Origin of the sequence: Rahnella selenatireducens, assembly GCF_046449555.1 — a bacterium.
Taxonomy (GTDB): Bacteria; Pseudomonadota; Gammaproteobacteria; order Enterobacterales; family Enterobacteriaceae; genus Rahnella; species Rahnella selenatireducens.
The window spans coordinates 89985-106702 of record NZ_JBKEZJ010000001.1 but is presented as its reverse complement, the minus strand read 5'-3'; the positions used below and the strand labels follow the sequence as shown (position 1 = coordinate 106702).

The window sequence follows — 16718 nt, the reverse complement described above, 5'->3', positions numbered from 1 at the left end:
CCTGAGGGGCAAAAGTTTCATTTTTCGCATGAAATAAACTTATTTGATGCAAAAGTGTGATCGGAATGTAATCAGTGAGCTCAGGCTTCAACCTGCCGGGCGAGCTGGCGGATGATCGCCGCCGTGAGTCCCCAGACAAATTGCTGCTGATACCAAGATAAATACACCCGGTGATGGATGCCTCTGCGGTGAATATCCAGAGTGTGATAGCGGGCAAGATCAAAAGCTTCCTGCAAGGGCATTTCAAACAGCTCGGCGACTTCATCCTCAGCCGGATGGAACGTCACATCGACCGGCAACAGCCCGACAACCGGCGTTACCTGAAAACCACTGCTGCTGTCCTGCGGTGAAAGCGTGCCTAAAACGTTAACCTGTTGCGGTTCAATGGCGACTTCTTCCTGAGCTTCCCGCAGCGCGGTGGCAATAATTGAGGTATCCGTTACATCGGCTGCGCCGCCGGGAAAGGCGACCTGACCGGGGTGTTTGCGCAGATGGTCGGAACGGCGCGTCAGTAAGATTGTCGGCTCTTTCCGGCAGATGATCGGAATTAAGACGGCGGCGTGACGGGTTCCGCGCAATGCGGGGGCAGGCATACGCGGTTGCTGCAATTGAAAGCGCAGGATGAAATCTTCCACCGCGGGGGAAAAAGTCTGCACGGGTGCATGTTGTTCCAGCAAAGTCACGGCTGAACGTCTCCTAACTGAGGCAGTATGCGGGCAATTTTATCGAACGTTTCCTGATATTCTGCCTGTTCCTGGCTGTCTGCCACAATCCCGCCGCCTGCCCAGCAGTAAATTTTCCCTTTCGCCGTTAGCAGCGTGCGGATGGTGATGTTACTGTCCATCGTGCCGCAGTAACTGATGTATGCAATGCTACCGCAGTAACCGTTACGCCGCTGTGGCTCAAGCTCTTCGATGATTTCCATCGCGCGGACTTTCGGTGCACCGGTAATCGAGCCGCCGGGAAAGCAGGCGCGCAGTAACGCACTGGCGTGGCACGCTTCCGGGAGTTTTGCGGTGATGGTGCTGACCAGATGATGGACTGCAGGGAAAGGCTCGACTTTGAATAATTCGGGAACGCGCACGCTGCCCGGCGTGGCAACGCGGCCAATATCATTTCGCAATAAATCGACGATCATCAGATTTTCCGCACGATCTTTTTCCGATTCCTCCAGCCGCTCAGCCTGACGCACATCTTCTGCGGGATCTTCACTGCGCGGCAATGTCCCTTTAATCGGACGCGTTTGGATCTGATGGTCTTTCAGCCAGATGAAACGCTCAGGTGACAGACTGATCACCGTATTTTCAGGCAAACGCATAAACGCCGAGAAGGGGGCACGATTCGCATTGTTCAGCTGCAAAAATGCCTGCCACTCGTCACCGGAATAGTGCGTAGAGAATCGCTGCGCGAGGTTAATTTGATAGCAATCACCGCTGTGAATGTATTCCTGAATCTGCCGGAATTTTTCTCCGTATGCCTCGCGGGTCATGTTGGACTGCCACGGTGCTTTCAGCCGGAAAGGCTGCGCGGCGGTGGCTTTATGTTGCGCCAGCCAGTGCAGGCGGACTGCAACATCATCGTGGCAAATCAGCGTCACACGTTGCAGATGGTGATCGGCGATCAGCGCCCAGTCATAGATACCCACCGCCATATCCGGCAGGGCAATATCCTGTTCTGCCGTGTCGGGCAGCGCCTCAATACGCCGCCCTAAATCATAGCCAAACAACCCGAGCGCACCGCCCAGAAACGGAAAATCAGGCGAGCTTTCCGCCTGCAAACCGGTCGCCGACAGGTATTCCTCCAGCAGAGCAAACGGATCGTCTTTCCGTGACGTCATTTCACCGTTTTGCTCAACCTGCGTGATCTCACCGTGTGTCGTCAGCGTGACCAGCGGATCCGCCACCAGAATGTCAAAGCGATTATGCTGATGCTGCGCAGAGCCGGAATGCAAAAGCATGGCCCAGGGCACAGCAGAGAGCGCAGAAAATTGTTCGGACAGCGCATCGGGATGATAAGGCAAAGTATGAAAATTTATGGAACGGGTGGATTGCATGGCAGGTAAAAGCTTCCGGGCGCAATTAAAACGTACTGTAGCGCCGATCCTAACATAGATTCGGCTGCCTGAAAGCAGCACAGGCGATTTGCAGCAATAAGGCGTATACTGTGCAACCCCGCAGCCTGCGGGCCGATTTAACGTACAACAGGAATCTCCCATGCTGACAGGTATGCCTTCATTATCACATTCCGAACAAGAACAGGCCGCCGATCGTATCCGCCAGTTAATGGAAACCGGAATGAGCAGCGGCGAAGCCATTGCAACCGTTGCGGAAGAAATCCGTGAAACGCACAAAGGCGATCGCGTGACCGTTATCTTTGATGACGAAGACGAGTAAATTTCCGCCCTGATAGACACATATCAGGCATAAAAAACCGGACCCTTTGCGGAGTCCGGTTTTTTTTCATCTTCCTTCAGGTATCAGCCTTTAACGGCAACTGCCGCTGCGGCTTGTTTCGCCTGCTCAACCGCGTCTTCGACGTTATCGGCAATCGCCAGCGCCACGCCCAGTCGGCGTTTGCCACTAATTTCCGGTTTACCGAACAGACGGATCTGATTAAAACCGGTCAGCGCGTTTTCCAGCCCGCTGAAAGAGACGTTGTTGCTGGTCAGTTCCGGCAAAATAACCGCGGAAGCCGACGGACCGAACTGGCGGATTTTCCCGACCGGCAGACCTAAGAATGCGCGAACGTGCAGGGCGAACTCGGACAGATCCTGAGAAATCAGCGTGACCATTCCGGTATCGTGCGGACGCGGTGACACTTCGCTGAAAATCACTTCATCGCCACAGACAAACAGCTCAACGCCAAACAGACCTTTGCCGCCCAGCGCCTTCACCACTTTCTCCGCGATGTCTTTCGCACGCTGTAATGCCAGTTCGGTCATCTGCTGTGGCTGCCAGGATTCGCGGTAATCGCCATCTTCCTGACGGTGCCCGATTGGCGCACAAAAATGAATGCCGTCAACGGCGCTGATAGTCAGCAGCGTAATTTCAAAATCAAACTTCACCAGACCTTCAACGATGACGCGTCCGCCACCTGCACGGCCACCTTGCTGGGCATAATCCCAGGCCGTCTGTAGCTGCTCGGCGCTGCGGATTAGGCTCTGGCCTTTACCGGATGAACTCATCACCGGCTTGATGATGCACGGGTAACCGATTGCGTCGACAGCCTGACGGAAAGACGCTTCATCGTCAGCAAACTGATACGTCGATGTCGGGAGTTTGAGGGTTTCCGCGGCAAGACGACGGATGCCTTCACGGTTCATGGTCAGACGCGTCGCTTCGGCGCACGGCACCACGTTATGGCCCTGTTTTTCCAGCTCGACCAGCATGCTGGTGGCGATAGCTTCAATTTCCGGCACGATAAAATCAGGGCGTTCGCTTTCAATAACGGCTTTCAGCGCATCGCCATCGAGCATGTTAATGACATGGCTGCGGTGAGCGACCTGCATCGCGGGTGCATCCGCATAGCGATCGACGGCGATCACTTCCAGACCCAGGCGCTGACATTCGATCGCCACTTCTTTACCCAGCTCGCCAGAGCCTAACAACATGACGCGGGTGGCGCCGGTGCGCAGTGCAGTACCAATGGTTAACATAGCTTCGTACCCAGATCTTTGATGAAGGAAAGTAAGAATTTCGGGGCGCAGTATATCTGAAATTATCGGGGACGAAAACGATTGCGCGGCACGTTTGAAAAATTCCCTGCGTAAGTCAGAAGGGGATTTACAGGATTTTTTAAGCCGGTTTTCCGCTGTTTAAGGCAGTCTGCGGGCGTCTCTGTTATCATTTAGCAAACCATGGCGCCAGATCTCCTGCCGCTGCCCCGATTTTTGCCTCACATAAAGAGTTATCGCCTTGAGCACGCATTCCTTTTCTGCCCTTACATTGCCCGCTGAGCAACTTTCCAACCTGAATGAACTGGGTTACACCGAAATGACTCCGATTCAGGAAGCCTCTTTGCCCGCTATCCTGCAAGGTCAGGACGTCCGCGCCAAAGCCAAAACCGGCAGTGGTAAAACAGCCGCTTTCGGCATTGGTTTGCTGAACAGCATCACCGTTTCACAGTTTGTGGCGCAGGCGCTGGTGCTTTGTCCGACGCGCGAACTGGCCGATCAGGTCAGTAAAGAATTGCGCCGTCTGGCACGTTTTACCCAGAACATCAAAATCCTGACCCTTTGCGGTGGCCAGTCAATCGGCCCTCAGAACGAATCGTTGGTTCGTCAGCCGCACATCGTGGTCGGCACGCCGGGCCGTATTCAGGAGCACCTGCGCAAAGGCACGCTGAAGCTGGATGATCTGAAAGTGCTGGTGCTCGATGAAGCCGACCGCATGCTGGACATGGGTTTCAGTGAAGATATCGAAGATGTGGTCAGCTATACGCCGCAAACCCGCCAGACACTGCTGTTCTCCGCGACGTATCCGGACGGCATTGAGCGCATCAGCTCCAAATTCCAGCGCGAGCCGCTGAAAGTGGAAATTGAAGGCGAAGATGATGTGGCAGATATCAAGCAGGTGTTTATCGAAGCGGATAAACATCAGCGCTTATCCCTGCTGGCGGCGGTGTTGTACCAGCATCAGCCGACATCATGTGTGGTATTCTGTAATACCAAGCGCGACTGCCAGGAAGTGTGTGACGCGCTTTCGGGCAAAGGGATCAGTGCGCTGGCGCTGAACGGCGACCTCGAACAGCGCGACCGTGACCGTGTGCTGGTGCGTTTCTCCAACGGCAGTTGTCGTGTGCTGGTCGCAACAGACGTTGCAGCGCGCGGACTGGACATCAAACAGTTAGGTCTGGTCATTAACTATGAACTGTCTTTCGACCCGGAAGTTCACGTTCACCGTGTCGGCCGGACAGGGCGTGCGGGAACAAGCGGTCTGGCGGTCAGTCTGGTGACTCCGCAGGAAATGCCGCGTGTGACGGCGCTGGAAGATTACACCCGTCAGCGCTTCACATGGCAACCTGCCGTGCAGGCACTCGCGGCAACGCCGGTGGCACTGGATGCTGAAATGGCCACGCTGTGTATCGACGGTGGCCGTAAAGCCAAAATCCGTCCCGGCGATATTCTCGGCGCGCTGACCGGCGATGCCGGGCTGACCGCGGCAGAAGTCGGTAAAATTGATATGTTCCCGATCCACGCTTACGTCGCTATCCGTCAGAAGAGTGCGAAGAAAGCCCTGCAACGCCTGCAGGAAGGGAAAGTCAAAGGCAAAAACTGCAAAGCAATTATTTTGCGCTAAAAGTGTTATGTCGCGTTTTCCATTGTTCGTCTGATTGTTAATGTTGTGTTATTGGCTTGTTGGTGATTATATTGTCTGACACAAGTGATGACCTTTCGGTATGTATGGTTATTTTTCCGGCAAGGTCAGCGTAATAAATGACAAAGACTGGGAAGACGAACGATGAAAAAGATAATCTTGAGCGCGGTAATGGCAGTCGCAGGAATGAGCGGTCTGGTCCAGACTGCTCAGGCCGATGAGCCTGAAGTGAGAACGGCGACGGTTACACCGTGCGCAAATGCGACGAAAGATGAACTCGCGGCGCTGGTGAAACGCGATTTTCTGCAAAACCGTATTCCGCGCTGGGATACGGATAAAAAAGCGCTCGGCACCTCAACGCCGGTTGCGTGGGTTGATGCTGGCAGCATCAGCGGCGATAACAAGAAATGGGATATTCCGCTGAAAGTCCGCGGTGATCATGCCGACAAAACCTACGACGTTACGCTCAACTGCCAGCTCGGTGAAATCAGTTACAGTACGCCGGCCTGAGTTTTTCCCCTGCGCCCGCAGCCCCTGACGGGCGCACATTCCCGCTAATTCCCGTACATTCCGTCTCTTGGTTTCCCCGTGTAAACCTGTCACTCTTGTCACACCATAAAGAGGACAAAGAGATCCGAGATGATGACACCTCCAAAGGCTGAAAAACGCCCGCAAACTCTGAGCGTACACGGCGATGACCGTGTCGATAATTATTACTGGCTGCGTGACGATGACCGCGCCGATCCTCAGGTTCTGGCGTATCTGACGGCAGAAAACGAATATACCGATCAGACCATGCAGCCACATCAGGCGTTACGTGAAACGCTTTACGGGGAAATGGTCGCGCGCATTGCGCAGCAGGATCACTCCGTTCCTTACATCAAACACGGCTATCGTTATCAGACCCGCTATGAACCGGGCAATGAATACGCTATTTATCTGCGTCAGCCCGCCGCCGAACATGAAAAATGGCAGACGCTGATCGACGGAAATGAACGTGCCAGCGACGGCGAGTTTTATACGCTGGGTGGTTTAGATATCAGCCCGGACAATAAACTGATGGCCGTGGCCGAAGATTTCCTGTCCCGCCGCCAGTACGACATCCGCATAAAAAAACTGGATGATGAAACCTGGACTGACGACCTGCTGAAAAACACTTCCGGCAGCAGCGAGTGGGCAAACGATTCTCAGACGCTGTATTACGTCCGTAAGCACAAGAAAACGTTGCTGCCGTATCAGGTTTATCGCCACGTTGTTGGCACGGATCCGAAGACGGACCAACTGGTTTACGAAGAAAAAGACGACACATTCTACGTCGGGCTGGATAAAACCACGTCAGAAAAATACATCCTGATCCACCTGGACAGCACCACAACGTCCGAGATCCTGCTGCTGGATGCCGATGATCCGCTGGCGACGCCGAAAGTGTTCCTGTCGCGCCGTAAAGATCATGAATACGCGCTCGATCATTATCTGGGAAACTTCTATATCCGTTCGAACAAAGACGGTAAAAATTTCGGTTTGTATAAAAGTGAAAACGGCACCGAGGCGCAGTGGCAGACGCTGATCGCACCGCGCATTGAAGTGATGCTTGAAGGTTTTAGTTTGTTCCGCGACTGGCTGGTGGTAGAAGAACGCCATCAGGGGCTGACGCAGCTGCGCCAGATCCACTGGACCAGCGGTGAGGAAAAATCACTGGCGTTTGATGACCCGACGTACACCACCTGGCTGGCGTATAACCCTGAACCGGATACGTCGTTGCTGCGTTACGGGTATTCATCGATGACCATGCCAAGTTCACTCTTTGAGCTGGATCTCGACACGCACGAACGCACGTTGCTCAAACAGCAGGATGTGAAAGATTTTGATGCGGCGAATTACCGCAGCGAACGCGTGTGGGTAACAGCGCGCGACGGCGTGAAAGTCCCGGTTTCCCTGGTTTATCGTCGTGAGTTGTTCAAGCCTAATACTAATCCGTTACTGGTTTACGGCTACGGCTCGTACGGCAGCAGCATGGATCCTGCGTTCAGCGGCAGCCGTCTGAGCCTTCTCGACAGAGGCTTTGTTTTCGCACTGGCGCATATTCGCGGCGGCGCTGAACTTGGTCAGCAGTGGTACGACGACGGTAAACTGTTTAATAAACTCAACACGTTCCACGATTTCATCGACGTTACGAAAGAACTGGTGGCCGAAGGTTATGGCGATGCAGGGCAGGTTTATGCGATGGGCGGCAGCGCAGGTGGCTTGCTAATGGGGGCGGTGATTAATCAGGCTCCCGATTTGTTCCACGGCATCGTTGCGCAGGTTCCTTTCGTCGACGTCGTCACCACCATGCTCGATGAATCTATTCCGCTGACGACCGGCGAGTATGACGAGTGGGGTAATCCTAACGACAAAGCGTATTACGACTATATGCTGCAATATAGCCCGTACGATCAGGTTCGCGCGCAGGCTTATCCGCACATGTTAGTGACGACCGGTTTGCATGATTCACAGGTGCAATACTGGGAACCAGCGAAATGGGTCGCGAAACTACGTGATCTCAAAACTGACGTTAATCAGCTGCTGATGCACACGGATATGGATTCCGGCCACGGTGGTAAATCTGGCCGCTTCAAGGCTTACGAAGATATCGCGCTGGAATATGCCTTTGTTCTGTCGCTGGCGGCGAAGGACTGATATCGCTTCCGTTAATGAATTTCTGCCATAAAAAAACCCGCATTCAGCGGGTTTATTCTACGAAGTAGCTTTATCAGGCAGCTGCTTTTTTGGCTTTTTTATCAGCCTTCTTCTCGGCAGGGGTCTTCAATGGTTTTTTCTTCGCATTTTTTTTGCTATCCATTCCTTTACTCATAATCGCCTCTCTTTAAAGCTGGTGGATTGGGTTGCTCTGCTATTTACTGCCTAATCCGTGCCAGTTGCAAGTGTCATCGTGTTTCCTGCAAAACTTTACACAGCTTCTGTTTTATAACCCGGTAGTGAGATTGCGCGATAAGTATGCGAACAGCATGCAAAACAATGCTTTTTGGTCATTACACCTTGTCGGCGGGTAATCAATGCGCTGTTATTAAGGTGCAACTACATCAATCAATACACTGGCCGAATAGAACAGGAAATGTCATGCCAAAATTAAAAGGGTTGTATCCACCTCTGGAAGCCTATGCCAGCGGCATGCTTGATACGGGCGATGGACACCAGATTTACTGGGAACGCAGCGGAAACCCGGAAGGTAAACCAGCGGTATTTCTACACGGCGGCCCGGGCGGTGGCTGCTCATCGGTTCACCGGCAACTTTTTGATCCCAATGATTATGACGTCATGCTATTTGACCAGCGTGGATGCGGGCGTTCAAAACCTCACGCCAGTCTCGACAACAACACGACCTGGCATCTGGTCGAAGATATTGAACGCTTGCGTAAATTAGCGGGGGTCGAGAAATGGCTGGTGTTTGGCGGTTCGTGGGGATCAACGCTCGCGCTGGCTTATGCCGAAACGCATCCTGATCGTGTCAGTGAAATGGTTCTGCGCGGTATTTTTACCCTGCGCAAGCAGGAGCTGGCCTGGTATTACCAGGATGGTGCATCCCGTTTCTTCCCTGAAAAATGGCAGCGTATTTTGTCGATTTTAGATGATGAGGAACGCAAGGATGTCATCGCCGCCTATCGCGCACGTCTCACGTCAGCAGATCGCGCCGTTCAGCTTGAAGCCGCGAAAATCTGGAGCCTGTGGGAAGGGGAAACCGTGACGCTTCTGCCTGCGGAAGGTTCGTCATCTTTCGGCGAGGATAACTTCGCGCTGGCCTTTGCCCGCATCGAAAACCATTACTTTACGCATCTGGGTTTTCTGGACAGCGACGATCAGCTGTTACGCAATGTGGAACGCATCCGCCACATTCCCGCCGTGATTGTCCACGGTCGCTACGATATGGCCTGTCAGGTGCAAAATGCCTGGGACCTGGCGCAAATCTGGCCTGAAGCTGAACTGCACATCATCGAAGGGGCAGGGCATTCGTTTGACGAGCCCGGGATCCTCGACCAATTGATCCGCACCAACCAGCGTTTTTCCGCCCGGCGTTAACGGCTTTTCTGCTTCCGTTTACCGGTGAGCTCGTCGCTATTTTTGCTTCGGTTCATAAGGTAAACGGGAGAATTTATGTGATTCCCCGCGATAAAACATGACACGTTCACGGAAGTAAGTGCGCAAATGCGCAGGCTGCTCGCGTTCCGCCATCTCAGCCACGACGGGCATATTGTAACGTTCCTTAAAAGCGATGGCTGACGCGGCGAGATCGACGTTAATGCGATCCATCTCGTCTTTGCTGATTTCGGCCAGATTGATGCTCATTGTTGTTTCCTGCTAAACCATTTCGCCGCATTGTACCCGACACCCTGCGTAGGGTGAATGTTGTCTTTTGAATTTTATTATCCCCCGCGCTGTCGGTGTGATTCCTTGGTGATAATGAGTAAATAAGAATTATTCCTGAAATCTAAGTGATAATTATATTCAACGGGAATAATAAAACTGGAGATTTAAATAAGAATGATTCTTTTTAATAACATTCTTTATGTTAATGATTATCATTAATGTATATTTAATGCAAAATAAATCCAATATAATTCAATTGGTTGTAATGTATTGTTGCCTGCTTGATTAATAATGTGAATCGGGTGTTTTTATTTTGTATTGATGCGGGCATAATGCGGGTAAATAACCCCATTCATTTGCCTTAATTTATTTATGGAGCCGCATCATGCTTAAAAAAGAAATGATCGACCAGCTGAACGAACAGCTGAATCTCGAGTTTTACTCTGCCAATTTATATTTGCAGATGAGTGCATGGTGCAGCGATAAAGGCTACGAAGGCGCAGCGGCGTTCCTGAAACAGCACTCCATGGAAGAGATGGATCACATGCATCGCCTGTTTAAATACGTCAGCGATACTGGCGCATTACCTTTGCTGGGCGCGATTGCTGCACCACCGGTGACGTTTGAATCTCTGACTGATTTGTTCAAACAAACCTATGAGCACGAGCAACTGATCACCCAGAAAATCAACGAACTGGCTGATTTGTCCATGACGCTGAAAGACTATTCTTCTTTCAACTTCCTGCAATGGTACGTATCTGAGCAGCATGAAGAAGAAACGCTGTTCAAATCCGTTCTCGATAAACTGGCTCTGGTCAGCAACACCGGTAACGGCCTGTTCTTCGTGGATAAAGACCTGAAGAACATGGTGGCACAGGCGCCGGCTGGCTAATTTTGCAGTCGTTGTGGTTCATAAAAACGCAGAGTGCTCAGGCCTCTGCGTTTTTTTATGTTTTTTTGACAAACGTTTTGGAGCGGTTTGCGATAAAGTGACGGCGTTATAAATTCATCGTTAAGCAAGCCAAGGAATTATCGTGTTCAAAAAAACCACTTCTCTTTGCCGTGCACTGGCAGTCTCAGCTGTTTTGCTGGGCGGATTTATCTCACAGCAGGCTACTGCTCATGCACATCTGAAAACAGAAACACCTGCCGCCGACACCATTGTCACCGTCAGCCCGTCCGAATTGTCACTGGGCTTTAGCGAAGGCATCGAACCTAATTTCAGTAAAATTACGCTGACTGACGCAGATAAGAATACCGTTAAAGCCGGCGCTATGACGCTTGCCGCGAATGACAAAACTCAGGCGGTTCTCCCGCTTCTGGAAACGCTGAATCCGGGTAAATACCTGGTCACGTGGAGCGTTGTCTCGGTTGATGGTCATAAAACACACGGTCAGTACAGCTTCACCGTTAAATAAACGATGAGCCTGACTGCCATGTTTATCCTGTGCCGGTTTGTCCACTTTGCTTCACTGATGCAAATTTTTGGGTTGAGCGTTTTTTGCTCCTTACTGGCACCGCAAGGTTTTTCTGCCGTATTGCTGCGTAAAAATCAGTCTCTGATGATGTGGTCTGGCATTTTGGCGGCGGTGACGTCGGTAGGAATGCTGGCGATTCAGGCTGCGCTGATGGGTAATGGCTGGGGGGACGGGTTGAACCTGAACGTCTGGCTACTGGTGCTCACGACCTCGTTTGGTGATGTCTGGCGCTGGCATCTGTTGCTGACGGCAGCATTATTGCTGGTCATGCTGATGGACTGGTTGCCGGGACGCAATGTGATCGTCTTTCTGTGCGCACTCGGTTTACTGATAACTCAGGCGCTGATCGGCCATGCGGCGATGCACGACGGTGTGCTGGGCCTGCTACAACGGACTAATCACGTCGTGCATCTGCTTAGCGCGGCCTATTGGTTCGGGTGCTTATTTCCGCTGCTGACCTGCATGTTATATACACGACAACCTGCGATCCGCCCTTATGCGATCGCCACGCTCATCCGGTTTTCCATCTGGGGCCATGCCGCCGTCGCGCTGGTTATACTGACTGGCATCTTGAATACAGCGATTATTTTGCAACGCTGGCCGGTCGATATGGCCTCGCTCTACCAGCGTCTTCTGGTTATCAAAGTGGTGCTGGTCGGGCTGATGTGCTGCATTGCTGTTTTCAACCGTTACCGGCTGGTGCCGTTAATGGGTAAACAGCCGGAGCAGGCTCAGCGCCGTTTCATCATGATGACGTGGCTCGAATGGGGGCTGGCGTTATTGGTTTTACTGGCGGTGAGCTGGTTTGCAACCCTTGCACCGGGCTGAAAAGCATGAAGAACTTACTATTTACTGAGGAAAAATTATGAGGAAAACACTGCTCGCCTGTGTGTTGCTAACCTTATCTGCCAGCAGTTTTGCGGCGCCGCAGGTCGAGACGATCAGCCGCCTGCAATATGGCAAAGCCTGGGCTTTTACGCGTGAAGAAGTCATGCTGCAATGCCGTCCCGGTAACGCGTTGTATGTCATTAACGACAGCACACTGGCACAATATCCTCTGAACGATGTCGCCAAAGAGCAGGTCAAAAACCGCCAGGTTCAGGCCGTGCCGCTGGAGAAAATCTGGCTAGACGACCCGGCTAATCCGGGGCAAAAAATGAGCCTCGCGCCGTTTATCTCCAAAGCCGAGACGCTTTGCTGAATCGCCGTGCAGCCGGTAACCGCCTGATGTTAATCCCATGTTTTGCGTATGTTGTCACACAATGAGAATAATACATCATTGTTATTATCACTATGTTTCAAACTGGGTGGAAAATAGTCAGTCCTCGGCTACTCTTTAAGTTGTACGGCTTAACCGCCTGCATTAATGCCAACTTTTAGCGCAAGGCTCTCTCCCAAGAGCCATTTCCCTAGACCGAATATAGGAATCGTATTCGGTCTTTTTTTTGCCTGTTTTTAACTCAGTGAGTTACGTACCTCTACTTCTTCCATAGCTGCAATTCAGCTCTCTTAGCCGCAACCTATTTCCGGTGGATTTCGACAGTCATTGAAGCAGTTTTGCACGCGTCCAAGGTTGTTTGCCGGTGATTTGTGAGGCGATCTGTTCGATCAGCTGTTGCGTTGGTGCTTTCTTGCCATAACTCATCAGGGACAGAGGAAGAATAAGAAGAATAACTAATGGAGTGAATGTGGAATAACGCATGTCACGGCTGCGTTGTGTATATAAAAAGATTCCGCTGCAAAAACTGCCGAGGATTAACCCTGAGATCACTTCGCTGACAGAATGGGCATTTAGTGCGAGCCGGCTGATACCCACCATGATGGCAATGAAATACCCAACAGCAATCATCAGCCTGCGTCTGTCAGGCTGAAAACGTTGGCTTATCAGCCAGAACATCACCGGCCATAAAGTGGCAGACATCGTGGTATGTCCGCTGAAGCCTGTAAAATTAAATGTACTGCTGCCAATACCCCAGGCGAGAAACAGTAGTTTTGAGATGCTTACTGCAAGACCCGAAATACCCAAAGTAATCAGCCATATTAATGATGTTGCCGGGCTGGCAGCCTTCCATAACATAAATAAAGCGAGGGTTATTCCTGTGGGCAAAATGAGCATACTGTCGCCAAAATAGGTCAGAATATTCCAAAGCAAGACGTAGCCCTCGATGATAAATAGTAAATTCTTCAAAAGAATCAATCGGAAAGTGTATCAGCAGAAGATTTTTAACTAAAAGGGAATAGCTTCTCTCACTCCATTTTCAGACTTCAACCCGATTTTTTGACAGTATTACACGCTTTGTAAACCTGGTAATACAGTCCTAATTTATTGTATTACATGAAATAATTATTATTTGTATTGCAGTTACAGAGTGACAGTTTTAACTTTGATATTCCGCCACAATGAGAGGAAAGGAAAATGAAAGCTGCTGTTGTCAATAAAGATCATTCTGTTGATGTCGTTGAGAAAACTCTTCGTGCATTGGAGCATGGTGAAGCACTTTTACAGATGGAGTGCTGTGGTGTTTGTCATACAGATTTACATGTAAAAAATGGGGATTTTGGTGACAAGACTGGCGTGATCCTTGGCCATGAAGGCATTGGTATCGTTAAGAAAATTGGTCCGGGTGTGACTGCGCTGAAAGTAGGCGATCGTGCGAGCGTCGCATGGTTCTTTAAAGGCTGCGGACACTGCGAGTACTGTACCACCGGCAATGAAACACTTTGCCGTCAGGTTGTGAATGCGGGTTATACCGCGGACGGAGGTATGGCTGAAGAATGTATCGTTTCGGCTGATTACGCTGTGAAAGTTCCGGATGGTCTGGAATCGGCTGCAGCAAGCAGCGTGACATGTGCGGGCGTAACCACATATAAAGCCGTAAAAGTATCAGGTATTCAGCCGGGTAAATGGATTGCTATTTATGGATTAGGTGGACTGGGTAATCTGGCGTTGCAGTATGCTAAAAATGTGTTCAATGCAAAAGTTATCGCAATCGATGTGAATGACCTGCAACTGGAATTTGCCGCTGAAATGGGCGCAGATTTGACCATTAATATGCTGAAAGACGATGCTGCAAAAATCATTCAGGAAAAAGTGGGGGGGGCTCATGCCGCAGTTGTCACTGCAACGGCGAAATCGGCATTCAACTCTGCCGTTGATGCCATGCGTGCCGGTGGACGTATCGTTGCGGTTGGTCTGCCTCCTGAATCTATGAGCCTGAATATTCCGCGTCTGGTTCTGGACGGTATTCAGGTTGTCGGCTCGCTTGTCGGTACCCGTGAAGATCTGACGGAAGCGTTCCAGTTTGCCGCTGAAGGCAAAGTCGTACCAAAAGTCACTAAACGCCCATTGGGTGACATCAATGCAATTTTCCATGAAATGGAACAAGGCAAAATTAAAGGCAGAATGGTGATCGATTTTACTCATAAGTAAAATATTCATCATGTGGGTGGCGCTGCTGAAAAATATCCGGCGTCACTCATGGCATATCTTTAAGAGAATGAAGGTTAATCTGCTGATAAAAAAAAGCCCGCTCGGGGCGGGCTGAAAGGGGTAATGCGAGGGTCTTACACACTATGAAGGACAGTTCATAGTGGACACAGGAGAAGGAATGTTTTCCTCGGTAATAAAGTTAACAAACGCAGTGTCTATTTATGTCAGACCTAAGTAAGTTTATTCCGCAACATGTAACAGTCCGGTTGGTTATTCATCCGTTAAATAACGCTCAACGAGACGCGTCCAGTATGCGGCACCGAAACTCAGGCTTTCGTCATTAAAATTGTAGGCGGGGTTATGCAGTACGGCGCTGTCGCCGTTCCCAAGACGCAGGAAGCAGCCCGGTTTTTGTTGCAGGAAATACGCAAAATCTTCACTGCCGGAAATAGGGGCCAGATTTTCGACCACGTTCTCTTCACCGACCAGCTCTTGTGCCACCTCCAGCGCGAACGCTGTTTCTTTATCATGATTAACCAGCACCGGATACCCCGGTACATACTCAATCTCAGCATGCGCGCCATACCCCGAGGCATGATTGGATACCAGCGTGCGGATACGCTCCTCCAGTATTTTTCGCACACCAGCATCAAATGAACGAACGCTCATTTCAAGGCGAGCTATTTCCGGGATTACGTTGGCCGCATGCCCTGAATGTAAAGAGCCGATGGTGACAACGGCTGTTTCATTGGGATCAATGTTCCGGGAAATAATGGATTGCAGCGCCACAACCAGGCTGCTGGCGACCAGAATCGGATCGACGGTCATATGAGGGCGTGCAGCATGACCACCTTTGCCGTGGATCGTGATATTTACCGTATCGCAGGCCGCCATGAACGGACCTGAGCGGAACATCATTTTTCCAACCGGATAACCGGGGTGATTGTGCAGGCCGTATACCGCGTCACAGGGGAAACGCTCGAACAATTGCTCGGCCAGCATGCGCTCTGCGCCACTGTTGAAACCAATTTCTTCTGCGGGTTGGAAAATCAGGTTCACTGTGCCTGAGAAATTTTTGCTGCGTGCCAGTTGCCCGGCGGCTCCCAGCAACATGGCGGTATGGCCATCGTGGCCACAGGCGTGCATTTTCCCCGGCGACTGGCTTGCATAGCTGACACCTGTCTGTTCAGTGATAGGCAGGGCATCCATATCTGCACGGATGCCGATACTGCGTTTCCCCTTCCCCAGAGTCATCGAACCGATAACCCCGTGACCACCGACGCCGGATGTGACTTTAAACCCCAGAGACTGCAGCTTCTCAGCGACTAAAGCTGCAGTGTCGGATTCTTCATTAGAAAGCTCAGGATTCTGATGCAGGTGTTGACGAACTTCACGCAGCCCCGGAACAAGGTCGGCCACGTCAGCGATGGTACAAAATGATTTATTATTCATTATGAGGATCTGTTTTTGCCTGAAAGATATCCGGCCTCAGGACCGGTGCCACGTCATTACAGGGAACAGAATGCAATGCGAAAACCCGACTGGCAATCAATTAATCAGTGAGAAAACCGGGTTTTTGAAATTATGGAATGTTCAATTCAATCACGGTATGTAATTGATGTAACGAGCTAAAGTTTTTACGCGATGTTGCGCAATTCATGATTTTGACTCTGGACGCTCTGGTCGCATGTCTATACCGTTGTATTGCTTCTACCGGCACAGGCAGATTTTATAAATATCAGGCAAATGCTATGCATCCGCCTGATATGACGTCTCAAGATAATGACGGTGTCTGAGAGGAAATAAAGAGGATTAAGCGGGCATGTAACTAATGGAATGCTCCAGAGAATCGCATTGGGAATCGATAAGCACATTCCAGATCCCTTTATAAGGGATGCCCACGTAGGCCGTATTTTGATCGTTAACCGTCAAGATATCCCCGAAACCTGAGTGGCGTCCATTTCGCTCAATATCATTTTCACACATCAGATGGATGTGGCATTTTTCTGAACAACGAATGACGACAGTGTCGCCACCAAACAGACTCAATCTGGCTCGAACGATAGGCATGACTTTCCCCCAATGAAGATAAAGTACCTGAAATACGCTGTAACGGAACACTGCCAGGTT

17 protein-coding genes are annotated in these 16718 nt (G+C 50.9%); 10 read left to right on the top strand and 7 right to left on the bottom strand.

Going from position 1 to position 16718, the window contains the following annotated elements; translation table 11 throughout:
- Positions 1 to 80 precede the first annotated feature (80 nt).
- Complete coding sequence (locus tag ACLBVC_RS00485; protein ID WP_410147474.1) at positions 81 to 683, bottom strand: CoA pyrophosphatase; 603 nt, start codon at positions 681 to 683, stop codon at positions 81 to 83.
- On the bottom strand, positions 680 to 2053 hold the full coding sequence (pabB, locus tag ACLBVC_RS00480; protein ID WP_410147472.1) for an aminodeoxychorismate synthase component 1: 1374 nt from the start codon (positions 2051 to 2053) through the stop codon (positions 680 to 682). The genes ACLBVC_RS00485 and pabB overlap by 4 nt, the downstream gene beginning before the upstream one ends.
- Positions 2054 to 2213: 160 nt before the next feature.
- Between pabB and ACLBVC_RS00475 the strand changes: the two genes are divergently transcribed.
- Positions 2214 to 2393, top strand: a complete 180-nt coding sequence (locus tag ACLBVC_RS00475) for a YoaH family protein (RefSeq protein WP_101077138.1) — start codon at positions 2214 to 2216, stop codon at positions 2391 to 2393.
- 83 nt (positions 2394 to 2476) lie between these two features.
- Here the strand turns inward: ACLBVC_RS00475 and purT are convergent, their stop codons facing one another.
- A complete protein-coding gene (gene purT, locus ACLBVC_RS00470) occupies positions 2477 to 3655 on the bottom strand; it encodes a formate-dependent phosphoribosylglycinamide formyltransferase (RefSeq protein ID WP_410147471.1) in 1179 nt (392 codons plus the stop codon).
- 259 nt (positions 3656 to 3914) lie between these two features.
- On the opposite strand from purT, the gene dbpA reads away from it, so the two are divergent.
- From dbpA to pip, 4 genes are all read left to right on the top strand, one after another.
- Positions 3915 to 5297: an ATP-dependent RNA helicase DbpA gene (gene dbpA / locus ACLBVC_RS00465; RefSeq protein ID WP_410147470.1), complete on the top strand. Its 1383-nt coding sequence runs from the start codon at positions 3915 to 3917 to the stop codon at positions 5295 to 5297.
- 162 nt (positions 5298 to 5459) lie between these two features.
- Positions 5460 to 5825 carry a protein YebF gene (gene yebF, locus ACLBVC_RS00460; protein WP_410147469.1) on the top strand — a complete coding sequence of 122 codons (366 nt, stop codon included), beginning with the start codon at positions 5460 to 5462 and terminating at the stop codon, positions 5823 to 5825.
- Positions 5826 to 5954: 129 nt separating this feature from the next.
- Positions 5955 to 7994: a S9 family peptidase gene (locus ACLBVC_RS00455; RefSeq protein ID WP_410147468.1), complete on the top strand. Its 2040-nt coding sequence runs from the start codon at positions 5955 to 5957 to the stop codon at positions 7992 to 7994.
- A 441-nt stretch (positions 7995 to 8435) separates the two neighbouring features.
- A complete protein-coding gene (gene pip / locus ACLBVC_RS00450; protein WP_410147467.1) occupies positions 8436 to 9392 on the top strand; it encodes a prolyl aminopeptidase in 957 nt (318 codons plus the stop codon).
- A gap of 36 nt (positions 9393 to 9428) precedes the next feature.
- Here the strand turns inward: pip and ACLBVC_RS00445 are convergent, their stop codons facing one another.
- Complete coding sequence (locus ACLBVC_RS00445; RefSeq protein WP_410147466.1) at positions 9429 to 9659, bottom strand: DNA polymerase III subunit theta; 231 nt, start codon at positions 9657 to 9659, stop codon at positions 9429 to 9431.
- A gap of 406 nt (positions 9660 to 10065) precedes the next feature.
- Here ACLBVC_RS00445 and ftnA point away from each other — a divergent pair, with 406 nt between their 5' ends.
- The 4 genes from ftnA to ACLBVC_RS00425 all read left to right on the top strand — a co-directional run bounded on the left by ftnA (position 10066) and on the right by ACLBVC_RS00425 (position 12359).
- On the top strand, positions 10066 to 10572 hold the full coding sequence (gene ftnA / locus ACLBVC_RS00440; protein ID WP_410147465.1) for a non-heme ferritin: 507 nt from the start codon (positions 10066 to 10068) through the stop codon (positions 10570 to 10572).
- A gap of 139 nt (positions 10573 to 10711) precedes the next feature.
- The gene (gene copC, locus ACLBVC_RS00435; protein WP_410148063.1) at positions 10712 to 11098 is read left to right on the top strand and encodes a copper homeostasis periplasmic binding protein CopC; all 387 of its coding nucleotides are present in this window, start codon (positions 10712 to 10714) and stop codon (positions 11096 to 11098) included.
- 3 nt (positions 11099 to 11101) lie between these two features.
- The gene (gene copD, locus ACLBVC_RS00430) at positions 11102 to 11986 is read left to right on the top strand and encodes a copper homeostasis membrane protein CopD (protein WP_410147463.1); all 885 of its coding nucleotides are present in this window, start codon (positions 11102 to 11104) and stop codon (positions 11984 to 11986) included.
- A 34-nt stretch (positions 11987 to 12020) separates the two neighbouring features.
- Positions 12021 to 12359 carry a YebY family protein gene (locus ACLBVC_RS00425; RefSeq protein WP_410148061.1) on the top strand — a complete coding sequence of 113 codons (339 nt, stop codon included), beginning with the start codon at positions 12021 to 12023 and terminating at the stop codon, positions 12357 to 12359.
- A 342-nt stretch (positions 12360 to 12701) separates the two neighbouring features.
- Here ACLBVC_RS00425 and ACLBVC_RS00420 read toward each other — a convergent pair whose 3' ends face one another.
- Complete coding sequence (locus tag ACLBVC_RS00420) at positions 12702 to 13310, bottom strand: phosphatase PAP2 family protein (protein WP_410147462.1); 609 nt, start codon at positions 13308 to 13310, stop codon at positions 12702 to 12704.
- A gap of 264 nt (positions 13311 to 13574) precedes the next feature.
- Between ACLBVC_RS00420 and adhP the strand changes: the two genes are divergently transcribed.
- Entirely contained in the window at positions 13575 to 14588 is a 1014-nt protein-coding gene (gene adhP, locus ACLBVC_RS00415; RefSeq protein ID WP_410147461.1) for an alcohol dehydrogenase AdhP, read from the top strand.
- A gap of 270 nt (positions 14589 to 14858) precedes the next feature.
- Here the strand turns inward: adhP and ACLBVC_RS00410 are convergent, their stop codons facing one another.
- A complete protein-coding gene (locus tag ACLBVC_RS00410; RefSeq protein WP_410147459.1) occupies positions 14859 to 16040 on the bottom strand; it encodes a M20 aminoacylase family protein in 1182 nt (393 codons plus the stop codon).
- 360 nt (positions 16041 to 16400) lie between these two features.
- Positions 16401 to 16658: a DUF1883 domain-containing protein gene (locus ACLBVC_RS00405; RefSeq protein ID WP_152325668.1), complete on the bottom strand. Its 258-nt coding sequence runs from the start codon at positions 16656 to 16658 to the stop codon at positions 16401 to 16403.
- Between the last annotated feature and the right edge of the window lie 60 nt (positions 16659 to 16718).

What these genes read in the sequence shown, in the direction of transcription:
- pabB (WP_410147472.1), bottom strand. Translation starts at nt 2,053, where the DNA reads ATGCAATCCACCCGTTCCATAAATTTTCATACTTTGCCTTATCATCCC.
- ACLBVC_RS00475 (WP_101077138.1), top strand. Translation starts at nt 2,214, where the DNA reads ATGCTGACAGGTATGCCTTCATTATCACATTCCGAACAAGAACAGGCC.
- purT (WP_410147471.1), bottom strand. Translation starts at nt 3,655, where the DNA reads ATGTTAACCATTGGTACTGCACTGCGCACCGGCGCCACCCGCGTCATG.
- yebF (WP_410147469.1), top strand. Translation starts at nt 5,460, where the DNA reads ATGAAAAAGATAATCTTGAGCGCGGTAATGGCAGTCGCAGGAATGAGC.
- ACLBVC_RS00455 (WP_410147468.1), top strand. Translation starts at nt 5,955, where the DNA reads ATGATGACACCTCCAAAGGCTGAAAAACGCCCGCAAACTCTGAGCGTA.
- pip (WP_410147467.1), top strand. Translation starts at nt 8,436, where the DNA reads ATGCCAAAATTAAAAGGGTTGTATCCACCTCTGGAAGCCTATGCCAGC.
- ACLBVC_RS00445 (WP_410147466.1), bottom strand. Translation starts at nt 9,659, where the DNA reads ATGAGCATCAATCTGGCCGAAATCAGCAAAGACGAGATGGATCGCATT.
- ftnA (WP_410147465.1), top strand. Translation starts at nt 10,066, where the DNA reads ATGCTTAAAAAAGAAATGATCGACCAGCTGAACGAACAGCTGAATCTC.
- copD (WP_410147463.1), top strand. Translation starts at nt 11,102, where the DNA reads ATGAGCCTGACTGCCATGTTTATCCTGTGCCGGTTTGTCCACTTTGCT.
- adhP (WP_410147461.1), top strand. Translation starts at nt 13,575, where the DNA reads ATGAAAGCTGCTGTTGTCAATAAAGATCATTCTGTTGATGTCGTTGAG.
- ACLBVC_RS00410 (WP_410147459.1), bottom strand. Translation starts at nt 16,040, where the DNA reads ATGAATAATAAATCATTTTGTACCATCGCTGACGTGGCCGACCTTGTT.
- ACLBVC_RS00405 (WP_152325668.1), bottom strand. Translation starts at nt 16,658, where the DNA reads ATGCCTATCGTTCGAGCCAGATTGAGTCTGTTTGGTGGCGACACTGTC.